We start from the raw sequence: 14,022 nt of genomic DNA on the forward strand, positions 1-14,022 counted from the left end.
GCCTTGAAAACCTCTATCGCCACGGTGTCGGTCAGCGGGGAACTGGACGAGAAGCTCGCCGCGATTGCCGCGGCGGGTTTCAACGGCGTCGAAATCTTCGAAAACGACCTGCTTGTCTTCGACAAACGTCCGCAGGAGGTCGCCCGCATCGTCCGCGATCATGGCCTGGAGATCACCCTGTTCCAGCCGTTTCGCGATTTCGAAGGCATGCCCGAACCACAGCGCAGTCGCAATTTCGACCGGGCCGAGCGGAAATTCGATATCATGCAGGAACTGGGCACGGACCTGGTGCTGGTCTGCTCGAACGTCTCGCCGATTGCGCTTGGTGGGCTGGACCGGGCAGCCGCCGATTTTCGTGAACTGGGAGAGCGGGCAGCAAAACGCGGGCTGCGGATCGGCTACGAAGCACTCGCCTGGGGACGCCATATCAGCGATCATCGCGACGCCTGGGAAATCGTCCGGCGCGCCGACCATCCCAATATCGGCCTGATCCTCGACAGTTTTCACACGCTGGCAAGGAAGATCGCGGTCAACTCCATTCGCTCGATCCCGAAAGAAAAGATCTTCATCGTCCAGCTGGCGGATGCGCCGCTGATCTCCATGGACCTGCTCTATTGGAGCAGGCACTACAGGAACATGCCGGGGGAGGGTGACCTGCCGGTCAGCGATTTCACGCGTGCCGTCGCGGCCACCGGATATGACGGCTATTTTTCGCTGGAGATTTTCAACGACCAGTTCCGTGGCGGCTCGACGCGGATGATCGCCGCCGATGGCCGGCGGTCGCTGGTCTATCTCGGCGACCAGGTGCGCCGGATCGAGCCGGATGCCGCGCTCACCTTGCCGCATCTGCCGGACCGGATCGACGTCGAGGATTTCGTCTTCATCGAATTTGCCGCCGACGAACGCGAAGCAAAGGATATGGTCGCTCTGCTGCGCGTGCTCGGTTTCCGAAAGGTCGCCCGGCATGCCAGCAAGTCGGTCGTCGTCTACCAGCAGGGCCGCATCCGCATCGTCGTCAACACCGAATCGACCGGATTTGCCAATGCCGCCTTCAATGTGCATGGCACGACAGCCTATGCCGTAGGCCTGAAGGTTGCCGATGCCCGGCAGGCGGTGGTGCGGGCGGTGGGCCTTGGTGCCGAGGAATTCACCCAGCAACCCGGTCCCGGCGAAACGAAACTGCCGGGCGTTTTCGGCCCCGGCGGCGGCGTCTATTATTTCCTCGACCATAGCGAGGAGCTGGAAAACATCTGGACGGCGGAATTCGTGACGGAAGACGAAACCGCGCCAACTCTACCGGCAGGTCTGGATGCCATCGACCACATCGCCCAGACCGTCCGATATGACGAGCTTTTGTCGACGGTGCTTTTTTACACCTCGCTCTTCAAGGCGGAGAAAACGCCGGTGGTGGATATCATCGATCCCGCCGGCGTCGTGCGCAGCCAGGTGGTGGCGAACGAGACGGGCAGCATGCGCATCACCCTGAACGGCGCCGAGAACCACCGTACCTTCGCCGGCCATTTCATCACCGAAAATTTTGGACCGAGCATCCAGCACGTGGCGTTCCAGACCGACGACATCCTGGCGACGGCTACAGCCCTTGCGGCGAACGGTTTCAGGCCACTGGAGATCAGCCGCAACTACTACGACGACATCGAGGCCCGGTTCGGACTGGAACCTGATTTCGCCGAAAAGCTCAGGGCCAACAATATCCTCTACGACCGGGACGAAGGCGGGGAATATTTCCAGCTCTACAGCCCGGTTTACGGCGAAGGTTTCTTCTTCGAAATCGTCCAGCGGCGCGGTTATCGCGGCTACGGCGCCCCCAATGCGATTTTCCGCATCGCCGCGCAGAAGCGGCACATGCGGCCCGAAACGATGCCGCGCAGTTGACCGGCGGCATTTCGTGAGGCTATCCATGACGATGAGGACGAGCATGATTTTCAGAAAGCGAATGGCAAAGTGAACCTTGCGCAGACACGCGTGGGACGCAAGAACGACCCTGACGGCACGAAGGAAAACATCCTGCAGGTTGCGACGGAAGAATTCGTCGATGCCGGATTTTCGGGCGCCCGCGTCGATACCATCGCCGAGAAGACCAAGACCTCGAAGCGCATGCTGTATTATTACTTCGGCAGCAAGGAAGGCCTGTATCTCGCCGTGCTGGAACGGGCCTACGCCAAGATCCGTTCGCTGGAAAGCCGCCTCGATTTGCAGAATCTCGAGCCGGAAGAGGCGATGCGCAGCCTGATCACCAGCACCTTCGACCATGACGACGCCAATCCCGATTTCGTCCAGCTGGTCAGCATCGAAAACATCCACCGCGCCGAACACCTGAAGAATTCCGACGTGCTGCGGCGGACCAATTCCGGCGCCATCGACATCATCGCCGCCATTCTGGCCCGCGGCGAGGAAAGCGGCGCCTTCCGGCGCAAGGTCGATCCCGTTGACCTGCACCAGATGATCAGCGCCGCCTGTTTCTTCCGGGTCTCGAACCGCCACACCTTTGGCGCGATCTTCAATCGCGACCTGATGGACGGCGACCTCAAGGTCCGCCACCGGCAGATGATCTGCGATATGATTCTCGCCTATCTCCGGTCCTGACGACCAGATTCTTCACAACTAACTGATATTTTTATTTTTTTTGCGGTTTCGCCGCCATCGCGACGTGGCTCCGCTTGGCCATTTTTCGCTCAATCACCGCGCAAAAATGCCATTCCGCGGGAAAAGCTTTTTGCGGCGATTGACTTTACTAACCAGTTCGTACATTTTGACGACGAGGATAATGCCGGGATGGATCGGCAGGGTTTGGGTGGAGTTTTTCTTCGGTGGCAGAGACAATGACACGGCCTATTCGCGTGGGCCTGATCGGCAGCGATATCGGCAGATCGCGCACGCCCGCCATGCATGTCCAGGAAGGACGCATGAACGGCATCGACTATCGATACGACCTGATCGATCTGTCGGCGCTGGGTCTCGGCGTGGATGCACTGCCGCAGCTGATGGATCGCGCCGAGCGTGACGGTTTTGCCGGCCTCAACATCACCCATCCCTGCAAGCAGGCGGCAACGCAGTTCGTGGACGAACTCTCCATGGACGCCGCCGTTCTCGGTGCGATCAACACGGTCACTTTCACCAACGGCCGGCGGGTCGGCCACAACACCGACTGGTCCGGCTTTTCCAAGGGTTTTTGGCGCGGGCTTCCGGATGTGCAGGTCGACGAGGTCGTGCTGATCGGCGCCGGCGGCGCCGGCCTCGCCGTGGCGCATGCGCTGGCGAGCATGGGGGCGCAGACGGTGCATGTCTTCGACCTCGACGCAAGCCGGACGGAGGCACTGATCCTGCAGCTGGCGACCAAGCATCCCGGCTGCACCTTCAAGCCGGGTATCGACATGGCGCAGGCACTGCAGGCGGCCGACGGGCTGGTGCATGCTACGCCGACGGGCATGGCGTCGCACCCCGGCCTGCCGCTCGATGTCGATCTGCTGCAGTCCCGGCACTGGGTCGCCGAGATCGTTTATTTTCCGCTGGAAACGGCGCTTCTGACCGAAGCCTCCAAACGTGGCTGCCGGGTGGTGAATGGCGGCGGCATGGCCGTGTACCAGGCCGTCGGCGCCTTCGAACTGTTTACCGGCATCGCACCCGATGCCGAGCGCATGATCCGGCACTTCGGCTCCCTCGGCGAGGGAGGGGGTATCTAGAGCAATTCCAGCAAAAGTGCGGAGCGGTTTTGCGTCCGGAATTGCGTAGAAACAAAAGGATAGAGCGTTCTCCCGTCAGGAGGGACGGAGAAACGAAAGAATCGCATGAGAAACGCCGCAGAGCGGCTTAAAAGGCCTCGATGGCCATGGGAGGAGACTACATGAAACTGAAAATGACACTCGCAATCGCCGCATCCTTCGTTGCCGGTCTTGCCGCATCCGCCGCCTATGCCGAAAGCAAGGGCTCGGTCGTCGTCTTCGTGCCGTCGAGCACGAACCCCTATATCGGCCAGTTCCAGCTGGGCGCCAAGGACAAGGCCAAGGAACTCGGCTACGACGTCAAGGTGATCGAAAACAACTTCAACCAGGCCGAACAGGACAGCCAGGTTCAGCAGCAGCTCGCTTCCGGCGAACAGGTTGCCGGTTACGTCTGGTGGCCGTTCGAAAATGCCGCCGGCGTCGCCTCGCTGCGCGCCTTGTCGCAGTCCGGCGCGCCGGTCATCGTCTCCAACCAGTATCCGATCAAGGGCACGGAAGCCTTCTGGACGGCCTATGCCGGCGCCAACGACTTCCTGAGCGGCAAGACCGCTGCCGAGATCCTGCTGGAGGCGTGCGCCAAGGCCGAGATCAAGTGCGACAAGGGCGCCATCATCCGTTTCCCGGCCGGCGTTTCGGCTGGTGACGACCGTGCGACCGGTTTCCAGGATGCGGTGAAGGGCAAGCTGACCGTGCTCGACGTCGTGCCGACCGCAGGCTTCCTTGAAGACGAGGGTTACAAGGTCGCATCCCAGATCATCCCCGCCCACAAGGGCGAGCTGACCTGGCTCTATACGGAAAACGATTCGCTTGCAGGTGCAGCCGCGCAGGCGGCAAAAGAAAACGGCCTGACGCCGGGCAAGGACATCTTCATCGTCGGCGGCACGTGCCATGGCGATTCCAAGCATGTGAAGAGCGGCGAAATCGCCGGCACGGCAATCCAGTCCGGTTATTGGGAAGGCTGGATGGCGGTGCAGGCGCTCGGCAAATATGTCGCGCAGGGCAAGGTCGTCGACGGCGAAAAGTACCTGGAGGGCACGCCGGATGCAGCCCCCTCGGATGCCGATCCGCTCTACAAGTACAATTTCCTGCCCAACCCGGCTGTCGGAAACACGCAGGCCGCTTATGATGCCGCCAAGCTTTGGGGCAAGACCGCGGACCAGCTCTGCAATTTCTGATACCTGCCGCGTCGCGCCCCGGCGCGACGCCTTCTTACCGGGATTTCTGCCATGCTCGTGATGACCGATATCGTCAAGCGTTACGGCCCCACTCTGGTGCTCGACGGGGTGGGCCTTGCCGTCAAGGCGGGGGAGGTGATGGCGCTGATGGGCGAGAACGGCGCCGGCAAGTCGACGCTGGTGAAGATCCTCGCCGGCATCGAGCCCTGCGACCAGGGAAGCATCGAGATCGACGGCAAACCCGTCGCCATCCGCTCGCCGGGCCAGGCCCGCGCCGCCGGCGTCGGCTACGTGGCGCAGGAACTGTCGATCATCGACAGCCTGTCGGTGGCCGAAAACGTCTTTCTCGGCGATTCCTCCATCGGCATCATGCGCTCCGCCGCCAGGCTCGCCGAGATGGCCAGACCCTATCTCGACCGCGTCGGGCTGGATTATGTCGATCCGCTGGCGCTGGCCGAAAACTATTCCGTGGCGGAGCGGCAGCTGATCGAAATTGCCCGGCTCCTGTCGCGCAAGGCGCGCATCGCCATCCTCGACGAGCCGACGGCAGCCCTGTCCGAATCCGAGATCGTCCGCGTCAAGGCTGCGGTTCGGGCAATTGCCGCCGATGGCTGCGCGGTCATTTACGTCACGCACCGCATGCCGGAGGTCTTCGAACTCACCAACCGGGTGACGGTGCTGCGAAACGGCAAGAGTTTTGCGCCGATGGAAACGGCAACGCTTTCCATCGACACGCTGATCGAGGCCATGCTCGGCCGCCAGCTTGGAAAAATGTTCCCGCCACGCGCAGCCAGACTGGGCGCGGAAGCCGTTCGCCTCGACGGCTGCATGGCGCCGGGCCTCAAGGCCCCGGTTTCGCTTTCCGTCCGCTCCGGCGAGATCCTGGCTTTGGCCGGGCAGGTCGGCAGCGGCGCCAGCACGATCTTGCGGCTCTTGGCCGGCGTAACGCCTCTCGGCTCTGGCGCGATTTTCCTCGAAGGCAAGGCTTACGCACCGAAAAACGTCGCGGACGGCATCGCCAGCAAGGTCGTTTATTGCTCCGACGACCGCAAGCGCGACGGCATCTTTGCGGTGCGCTCGGTGCCGGAAAACCTCTCCGCGCCGGCGCTCTCATCGATCAGCCGCTTCCAGCTGCTGTCGGGTAGCCTCGAAAAGGGGCACATCCGCTCGATCGCCGCAAAATTCGGGCTGGACGAACGCTATTTCAGCCGGCTCGCCGGCAATCTCAGCGGCGGCAACCAGCAGAAGGTGGCGCTGGGCAAGTGGATCGGGCTCAATCCCAAGGTGCTTCTCGTCGAGGAACCGACGCGCGGCGTCGATGTCGGCGCCCGCGCCGAAATCTACAAGCATCTGCGCGAATTGGCCGATGACGGCCTGTCGATCATCTTCGCTTCGTCCGATACGCAGGAAGTGCTCGGCCTTGCCGATCGTATCGCCACCTTTTTCCATGGGCAGCTGGTGCAGGTCGTCGATGCCGATGCCGCGACCGCCGAAAGCCTCACCCGCGACGTGACCCGGGCCGAACAGGCCGCCTGAACGGACCAGAACATGAGTACGACCATGACAAGCCAGAATCCGACGGCAGAGCGCCGGATACGCTTCCCGAGGCCGGTCTATAGCCTCGCCGCGATCCTCGCCATCGTTGCGGTGGCGGGGTTCACGACGCCGTCCTTCGCCACATTGGACAATCTGTTCGTGGTGATCCGCGCCGCCTCGCTGACCGGTATCGTCGCCATCGGCATGAGCTACATCACTATTTCCGGCAACCTCTTCGCCCTGTCGGCCAGCTCGCTCGGCGCCCTTCTCGCCGTGCTGTTCGCGCTGATCACCGCGCAGTTCGGCTTTGCCGCCGGTGTCGTCCTGACGCTGCTGCTGGCGGCCGTCTCCGGCGCCGCGCAAGGCATGGCCATCTCGCTGATCGGCAATCCGATCATCACCACCCTGGCCTTCGGAACGGTCTTTCGCGGGCTGGCGGCGCTGTTCAGCGGCAATTCCATCCTTCGGATCGAGAGCGATCTCGCCTTGTGGATCGGCACCGCTCGTCCGCTCGGCGTGCCGACGCAAAGCTGGGCCTTCGTGGTGGCCGCGTTGCTCAGCTGGTTCGTCATCCGCCATCTCAAGCTCGGCCGTGAGATCGTGCTGTGCGGCGCCAATCCGCAGGCGGCCATCGCCAGCGGATTGCGGGTCGGCCTGGTCACCTCGGTCGCCTGCATCGCGCTGTCGACAGGCGTGGCGATCATGGCCATGTTGACGGTATCGCAATTCTCGCAGGCCAAGGCCGATCTGTTCATGGGTTATGATTTCGATTACATCGCCGCGGTGCTGGTCGGTGGCATCGCGCTTCGGGGCGGGCGCGGCTCGCCGCTGCAGGCCGCACTTGGTGCCATCCTGATCGCGCTCCTGCAGAATTTCATGCTGCTCAACGGTTTTAGCGCCGGACTGCGCATGACGATCGTTGGATTCCTCGTGGTCGTCTCCATCAGCCTCTTTCACGTCCTGCAGGGCAAATCGCGATGAAAATGACAGCGGAAACCAGAAGCAACCTCGCCCGCATCGCCCTGATGCTCGGCGTCTACCTGATCTTCGCCAGCCGCATTCCGAGCTATTATTCGGTGGCCGGCGTTGCCGCGCTGCTCGACGGTGCGGTTCTCGCCGGCATCATCGCCATCGGCGTCGGCCTGACCATGATCGCCGGCGAGATGGACCTGTCGGTGGGCTCGATGGCCGCCCTTGCCGGCATCCTGTCGATCAAGTTCTACGCCTTCGGCATGCTGCCGGCCTTCCTGCTGGTCATCCTGGTCTGCGCCGTCATCGGCGCGATCCAGGGCTACTGCATCTACCGGCTCAACATCAGTTCCATGGTCTTCACCATCGGCACGCTGATTGCGCTGCGCGGTCTGACGCTGGTGATTTCCGAGGAGAAGACGGCGCTCATCCCCTTCGAGGACATCGCCCAGACCGATATCCTGTCGACGAAATTTTTCATCTTCTCCATCCCCTCCATCATCCTGCTGCTCCTGGTGCTGCTGGTGGATTTCCTGTCGCGGCGGACACTCTGGGGCCGCGAAGTCTTCGCCATCGGCGGCGGGCGCAGCGAGGCGCGCGCCGCCGGCGTTTCGATGAAACGGCCGATCGTGCTGATCTTCTCCCTCTCTGCGGCCTTGGCCGGCCTCGCCGGCGCGCTGCTATCGATCAAGTCGGGCAGCGCCAGCCCGCTCGGCTTCGAAGCCGTCGTGCTTGAAGCGGTGACGGCCTGCCTGATCGGCGGCATCGCGCTTTCCGGCGGCCGCGGCAGCATTCCGGGCATTCTCATCGGTCTCTTCACCATCCGTTTCCTGGTCAGCGGCATAGCCGCGCTGGGCGCGCCATTCTGGATGCAGAGCTTGGCGACCGGCGCCCTGCTGATCGTCGTCATCATCGGCGAGGCGGTGATCCGCCATGCCGTACGCCGCCGGAAGTTTGCGCTTTCGGCGCAGCTTGCAGCGTGAAAGAGACAGAATGAGCGACGTTGAAAATCCGGCCCTCGGCCAAGCCTGGTTTCCCTCCCGCTGGGGCGCCGACGATGAAATCGGCGCCGGCAACCTGCTTGGCCCGCACAAGGTGCTGGAGGCGGCAAGGCTGATCCGCTCCGGCGAGACCGTCTCGCTCGGCTTTCCCTACCGCGTCGGCATGCCGCTCTCTCCCGGCCGGACCTTCGGCCTGAAGATGCCCGGCGGCCCCACAGGCGGGCCGGAAGGCGCCGTCAGCCGCACCGTCTGGAACGATGATTTTATCTGCACCGAGATCGGCCAGATCGGCACCCACATGGATGCGCTCGGCCATCTCGGCCACCAGGTGACCTATCCCTGCGGCCATTGCGACACACTCGTCTACAACGGCAACAAGCTTTCGGAGATCTGGTCTCCCTACGGGCTGAAAAAGCTCGGCATCGAAAAGGCGCCGATCTTTTTCACCCGCGGCGTGCTGCTCGACGTGCAGGCGCTGTTTGGTGAACCGCTGGCCAACGGCTTCGAAATTACCCCCGACCACCTGCTGCAATGCATCGACCGGCAGGGGCTGGATCGCAACGACTGGCTGAGGCCCGGCGACGTGGTGCTGATCCGCACCGGCCATGGCTCCCGCTTCTTCTCGGAGGCGGCCAGCTGGTATGACGGCGAGCCGGGCCTTGGTCTGGCCGCGGCCGAGTTCCTGGCCGCCCTGCAGCCCGTCGTCGTCGGCGCCGACAACTTTGCCATCGACGTGGTGCCGCCGGTCGATCCCGACCTAGTGCTACCCTGCCACCAGCACCTGATCATGCGCCACGGCATCTACCTGCACGAAGGCATGAACCTCGATGCCCTTGCCGAAACGAGTCGCTCGGAATTCGTCTATGCCTTCGCGCCGCTCAGGATCGAAGGCGCGACCGGCTCACCCGGCACGCCTTTCGCCATCCTGTAGCTAGAACTGCTGGCCGCTGCCGGCGAGACGGGCACGGATCGTGGTCATCATGATCGACACCGGCAGGGTGGGCGCGACGTCCGCCCGCATGGTGAAGCCGACGGCGCCGCGCGTCTCCGACGTATCGACGTCGAGAAAGGACATGGTCCCGGCTTCGATCTCGCGCTTCACCACGCCTTTCGAAATGATCCAGACGGCATCCTGCGTCTGCAGGAAGGCGCGGCCAAAGCTGTCCGAGACGGTTTCGATCGTGTTCGTCAGCGCCCCGATGCCGTTGGACAAAAGGAAACGGTCGACGAACGGCCGGATCACCGACCCCTTGATCGGCATCAGCACCGTATAATGGCCGATCTCGGCCAGCGAGAAGCTGCGGCGTTGCAGCAGCGGATGCCCCGAGCGGACAGCAAAGCCGACCTCTTCCGAATAGAGAGGTTCAAAGCTCAGGCCGGCCATGAACTCGGCCGCGGCAAGCCGACCGACGACGAGATCGAGCTCGCCCAACCGCAGGGCATCGAGAAGCCAGCGGTTTTCGCCGGTGACGATGGTGACCACGCTGCCCGTACCCGCCTTGATGAAGTCCGCCACCGCATCCGGAAGGAAGCTGGCGGACGCCGTCGGCAAGGCGCCGATCCGCAGCGGCGGGCCGGAGGAGGTTTTCGCCAGCGAAATGGAATCGACGCCGCGGCGAACCGCAGCAATGCTCTCGCCGGCATGGCGCAGGAACACCTCGCCAAACCGTGTTATGACGATGCCGCGACCTTCCCTTTCGAACAGATCGACGCCAAGATATTCCTCGAGTTCACGGATCGTCCGGGTTACCGCCGGCTGGGTGAGGGACAACACGTCGGCAGCGCGGCCGACGCTTTTCTGCCGCGCGACTTCAACAAAGGTGTGGAGGTGTCGAAACTTGATCCGGCTGTCCAAATCATATCCATCCCGTTATGAATTCGTCGGAAAATATCATTATAAACGCCAATAACCATCATGTAACTGAAGTTCGAGGAGAATTCACATGGCCTTCGCAGCGATCAACGGCACCGTCGTGCATTACGAATACCTGACCGAGTCGAAGAGCAATCCGGTGCTCGTTCTCGTCAATTCGCTGGGGACGGATTTCCGCATCTGGCTGCCGCTGATCGACGAGCTGGCGGAAGACTGGTCGATCCTGGTCTATGACAAGCGCGGCCACGGCCTCTCCGATCTCGGCACGGTGCCTTACAGCATCGAGGACCATGCGCGTGACCTGATCGGCCTGCTGAAACATGTCGGCGTCAAGAAGGCGGCCTTCTGCGGCCTGTCGGTCGGCGGTCTCATCGTCCAGAGCCTCTACAAGCTCAAGCCGGAGCTGGTCGACAAGCTGATCCTCTGCGACACCGCCGCCAAGGTCGGCACGCAGGAGAGCTGGAACACCCGTATCGCCACGGTGAAGGAAAAGGGTCTCGAAGCGATTGCCGACGCCGTGATGAAGGTCTGGTTCACGCCGGATTTCCACGCCAAGCGCAAGGCAGACCTTTCCGGCTATCGCACCATGCTCGTGCGGCAATCGGTGGAAGGCTACGTCGCCACCTGCATCGCGCTGCGCGAGGCCGATTACACCGAGGACGCGCCAAAAATCGCCGTTCCGACGCTGGTCGTGGTCGGCGATCAGGATGGCTCGACGCCGCCCGATCTGGTCAAGGCGACTGCCGACCTCATCCCGGATGCGGAATTCGAGATCATCAAGGGTTGCGGCCACATTCCCTGTGTCGAGCAGCCCGGCCAGCTGGCGGAACTGCTGGCCGACTTCATCAACGAGGATTGACATGAACCAGCCGTCTGATCGCTTTCTACAAGGCATGGCCACGCGGCGTGCCGTGCTGGGAGACGCCCATGTCGACCGTGCGGAAGCGAACAAGACGGATTTCGACGCACCGTTCCAGGCGATGATCACCGAAACCGCCTGGGGCGATGTCTGGTCGCGGCCGGACTGGAGCAAGCGCGAACGCTCGATGGTGACGATCGCGCTGCTGGCGGCACTCGGTCATCACGAAGAACTCGCCATGCATGTCCGCGCCACCGCCAACACCGGCGCGACGGCGGAGGATATACGCGAGGCCATGCTGCATGTGGCGATCTATGCCGGCGTGCCGGCGGCGAACACGGCGATCAAGATCGTCACGAAGACGCTAGACGAGATGCGGGGCGCTCAGGTGCCCCGGGGAGGAGAATGATGAAGGATACACCGCCCGAAACCGGCGCATTTTTCGCCCGCGACCGCAACTGGCACCCGCCGGCACTGACGCCGGGCTACAAGACGTCCGTGCTGCGCTCGCCGCAGAGGGCGCTGATTTCGCTCGAAGGCACGACGACGGAGCTGACCGGGCCGGTCTTCGGACACAACATGCTCGGCCCCAACGACAACGACCTGATCGTCAACTATGCTAGGCCCGGCGAGATGGCGATCGGCCAGCGCATTCTCGTGCATGGGCGGGTGCTGGACGAGCGCAGCCGCGGCGTGCCCGGCGTTCTGGTGGAATTCTGGCAGGCCAATGCCGGCGGTCGCTATCGCCACAAGAAAGAGACCTATCTCGCCGCCATCGACCCGAATTTCGGCGGCGTCGGCCGCACGATCACCGACGACGAGGGCGGCTACTGGTTCAAGACCATCCAGCCCGGTGCCTATCCCTGGCCGAACGGCGTCAACGACTGGCGGCCGGCGCATATCCATTTCTCCGTCTTCGGCCATGGTTTCGCGCAACGGCTGATCACCCAGATGTATTTCGAGGGCGACCCGATGATCGCCCGGTGTCCCATCGTCAGGACGATCCCCGACCCGCAGGCGATCGAACAGCTGATCGCGCCCCTTGACTGGAATGCCACCGTGCCGATGGACATGCGCGCCTACAAGTTCGACATTGTTTTACGCGGCCGGCGGTCGACGCTGTTCGAGAACCGCAAGGAGGGCAATTGAGATGGTTCTGCCGCTCGGCTACCTCAAGGAAACGCCGTCGCAGACCGCCGGCCCCTATGTGCATATCGGCTGCACCCCGAACTTTTCCGGCATTTCCGGCATCTTCGAAACCGATCTCGGCTCGGGACCGCTCGCCAACGACCAGGCGCGCGGCGAACGCATCACCATTCGCGGCTTCGTTTATGACGGGCTCGGAAGCCCGCTGAAGGATGCTTTGGTCGAAATCTGGCAGGCCGATGCCGACGGGCTCTACAACAGCCCGACGGAAACGCGTGGGTCCGCCGATCCCAACTTCCTCGGCTGGGGCCGCCAGCCGGGCGATATGCAGACGGGCGAGTTCGTCTTCCACACCATCAAGCCCGGCCGCACACCGTTTCGGCCGAACGATCCGAGGCCGATGGCGCCGCATATCCTCTTCTGGGTCGTGGCCCGCGGCATCAATATCGGGCTGCAGACGCGCATGTATTTTTCGGATGAAGAGGCCGCAAATGCGGAAGATCCGGTTCTTACCCGCATCGAGCATCGCCAGCGTGTCCGCACGCTGATCGGCCGGCGCGAGGGGGAGACGGTGCGGTTCGATATCCATCTCCAGGGTGAAAACGAAACCGTCTTCTTCGATATGTAGGCGCTGGACCGGGGCTGCGATAGTGACCGAACTGCTTTCCTCCTTTCTCGATGAGCTTCTTGGCGATGTCGAACTGGCCCGCCTGATCGGCACCACAGCCAATTGCGCCGCCATGCTGCGCTTCGAACTGGCGCTGGCCCGGGCGGAAGCCGATCATGGCCTGATCCCGCAGGTCGCGGCATCCGAGATATCGGCGGCGGCTGCGAGCTTCAAGCCGGATCTCGCCCTGCTTCGGCAGGCGACGCTGAAGGATGGCGTCGTCGTTCCGGAATTCGTGCGTCAATTGCGCCTGCATGTCGGAGAACCGGCGGGGCGCCACATCCATTTCGGCGCCACCAGCCAGGATGTCATCGACACGGCGCTGGCGCTGAAACTCAAGCCGGTCCTCGCCCTTTTCGACATGCGGCTGCAGGCGGTGATTGCGCATCTGGATGCCCTCGCAAGCACATTCGGCAAGAACCCGGTGATGGGGCGGACGCGCATGCAGGCGGCAATCCCGATCACCGCCGCGGACAGGATCGCGGTATGGCGCGACTTGATCATGAGGGCAAAAGGCCAGCTTGAGGACGTTTGCCGGCAGAACCTCATCGTCAGCCTTGCAGGGCCGGCCGGCACGGCGGAAAAATTCGGCGGCAGCATATCCGGCGTGCGACAAGGCCTCGCCTCGGCCCTAGAGCTTTCGGTGCCCGACTACGTGCCGCATGCCGCCCGCGACCGGATCGCCGGCCTCGGCAACTGGCTGAGCCAGGTGACCGGCGCCCTCGGCAAGGTCGGCCAGGATATTGCACTGATGGCACAGAACGAGATTGCAGAGGTGGTTATCGAAGGCGCCGGCGGTTCATCAGCCATGGCGCACAAACAGAACCCAGTCCGTGCCGAAGTCCTCGTGACGCTTGCCCGGTTCAATGCCGTGCAGCTCTCCGGCCTGCATCAGGCGCTGGTTCACGAGCAGGAACGCTCCGGCGCCGCCTGGACGCTCGAATGGATGATCCTGCCTCAGATGCTGAATGCAACGGGAACCGCCCTGCTGCACGCGCAAAACCTGCTGGCTTCGATCACGAGACTAGGGACGGTAGAGCCGGACTGACGCACCGG

General features: G+C 63.0%; 14 protein-coding genes. 13 read left to right on the forward strand and 1 reads right to left on the reverse strand.

All coding sequences use genetic code 11. From position 1 onward, the window contains the following. Positions 1 to 3: 3 nt before the first annotated feature. From ACSQ3I_RS13675 to ACSQ3I_RS13710, 8 genes are all read left to right on the forward strand, one after another. Positions 4 to 1,893, forward strand: a complete 1,890-nt coding sequence (locus tag ACSQ3I_RS13675; protein ID WP_435999713.1) for a bifunctional sugar phosphate isomerase/epimerase/4-hydroxyphenylpyruvate dioxygenase family protein — start codon at positions 4 to 6, stop codon at positions 1,891 to 1,893. A gap of 90 nt (positions 1,894 to 1,983) precedes the next feature. Then, the gene (locus ACSQ3I_RS13680; protein ID WP_435999715.1) at positions 1,984 to 2,604 is read left to right on the forward strand and encodes a TetR/AcrR family transcriptional regulator; all 621 of its coding nucleotides are present in this window, start codon (positions 1,984 to 1,986) and stop codon (positions 2,602 to 2,604) included. Positions 2,605 to 2,840: 236 nt separating this feature from the next. Then, a complete protein-coding gene (locus ACSQ3I_RS13685; RefSeq protein WP_435999717.1) occupies positions 2,841 to 3,701 on the forward strand; it encodes a shikimate dehydrogenase in 861 nt (286 codons plus the stop codon). 161 nt (positions 3,702 to 3,862) lie between these two features. Then, a complete protein-coding gene (locus tag ACSQ3I_RS13690; protein ID WP_435999719.1) occupies positions 3,863 to 4,915 on the forward strand; it encodes a sugar ABC transporter substrate-binding protein in 1,053 nt (350 codons plus the stop codon). A gap of 51 nt (positions 4,916 to 4,966) precedes the next feature. Beyond that, on the forward strand, positions 4,967 to 6,451 hold the full coding sequence (locus tag ACSQ3I_RS13695; RefSeq protein WP_435999721.1) for a sugar ABC transporter ATP-binding protein: 1,485 nt from the start codon (positions 4,967 to 4,969) through the stop codon (positions 6,449 to 6,451). A gap of 12 nt (positions 6,452 to 6,463) precedes the next feature. Further along, positions 6,464 to 7,432 (forward strand): ABC transporter permease, encoded by a 969-nt coding sequence (locus ACSQ3I_RS13700; RefSeq protein WP_435999723.1) that lies wholly within the window; start codon positions 6,464 to 6,466, stop codon positions 7,430 to 7,432. Next, positions 7,429 to 8,403, forward strand: a complete 975-nt coding sequence (locus tag ACSQ3I_RS13705) for an ABC transporter permease (RefSeq protein WP_435999724.1) — start codon at positions 7,429 to 7,431, stop codon at positions 8,401 to 8,403. The genes ACSQ3I_RS13700 and ACSQ3I_RS13705 overlap by 4 nt, the downstream gene beginning before the upstream one ends. Positions 8,404 to 8,413: 10 nt before the next feature. After that, the gene (locus ACSQ3I_RS13710; protein WP_435999726.1) at positions 8,414 to 9,352 is read left to right on the forward strand and encodes a cyclase family protein; all 939 of its coding nucleotides are present in this window, start codon (positions 8,414 to 8,416) and stop codon (positions 9,350 to 9,352) included. Here the strand turns inward: ACSQ3I_RS13710 and pcaQ are convergent, their stop codons facing one another. Further along, positions 9,353 to 10,276 carry a pca operon transcription factor PcaQ gene (pcaQ, locus tag ACSQ3I_RS13715; RefSeq protein ID WP_435999728.1) on the reverse strand — a complete coding sequence of 308 codons (924 nt, stop codon included), beginning with the start codon at positions 10,274 to 10,276 and terminating at the stop codon, positions 9,353 to 9,355. Between the two features lie 88 nt (positions 10,277 to 10,364). Between pcaQ and pcaD the strand changes: the two genes are divergently transcribed. From pcaD to ACSQ3I_RS13740, 5 genes are read left to right on the forward strand one after another with little or no spacing between them, the layout of a single operon-like run. Beyond that, positions 10,365 to 11,153: a 3-oxoadipate enol-lactonase gene (gene pcaD / locus ACSQ3I_RS13720; protein ID WP_435999730.1), complete on the forward strand. Its 789-nt coding sequence runs from the start codon at positions 10,365 to 10,367 to the stop codon at positions 11,151 to 11,153. A 1-nt stretch (position 11,154) separates the two neighbouring features. Further along, entirely contained in the window at positions 11,155 to 11,562 is a 408-nt protein-coding gene (pcaC, locus tag ACSQ3I_RS13725; RefSeq protein ID WP_435999731.1) for a 4-carboxymuconolactone decarboxylase, read from the forward strand. Continuing rightward, the gene (gene pcaH, locus ACSQ3I_RS13730) at positions 11,562 to 12,302 is read left to right on the forward strand and encodes a protocatechuate 3,4-dioxygenase subunit beta (protein ID WP_436000221.1); all 741 of its coding nucleotides are present in this window, start codon (positions 11,562 to 11,564) and stop codon (positions 12,300 to 12,302) included. Before pcaC ends, pcaH begins: the two co-directional genes overlap by 1 nt. Before the next feature lies 1 nt (position 12,303). Further along, on the forward strand, positions 12,304 to 12,927 hold the full coding sequence (pcaG, locus tag ACSQ3I_RS13735; protein ID WP_435999733.1) for a protocatechuate 3,4-dioxygenase subunit alpha: 624 nt from the start codon (positions 12,304 to 12,306) through the stop codon (positions 12,925 to 12,927). A 22-nt stretch (positions 12,928 to 12,949) separates the two neighbouring features. Then, on the forward strand, positions 12,950 to 14,014 hold the full coding sequence (locus ACSQ3I_RS13740; protein WP_435999734.1) for a 3-carboxy-cis,cis-muconate cycloisomerase: 1,065 nt from the start codon (positions 12,950 to 12,952) through the stop codon (positions 14,012 to 14,014). The last annotated feature ends 8 nt before the right edge of the window (positions 14,015 to 14,022 follow it).

This window comes from Rhizobium sp. LjRoot30, assembly GCF_964253915.1.
In the GTDB taxonomy this organism is placed as follows: domain Bacteria; phylum Pseudomonadota; class Alphaproteobacteria; order Rhizobiales; family Rhizobiaceae; genus Metarhizobium.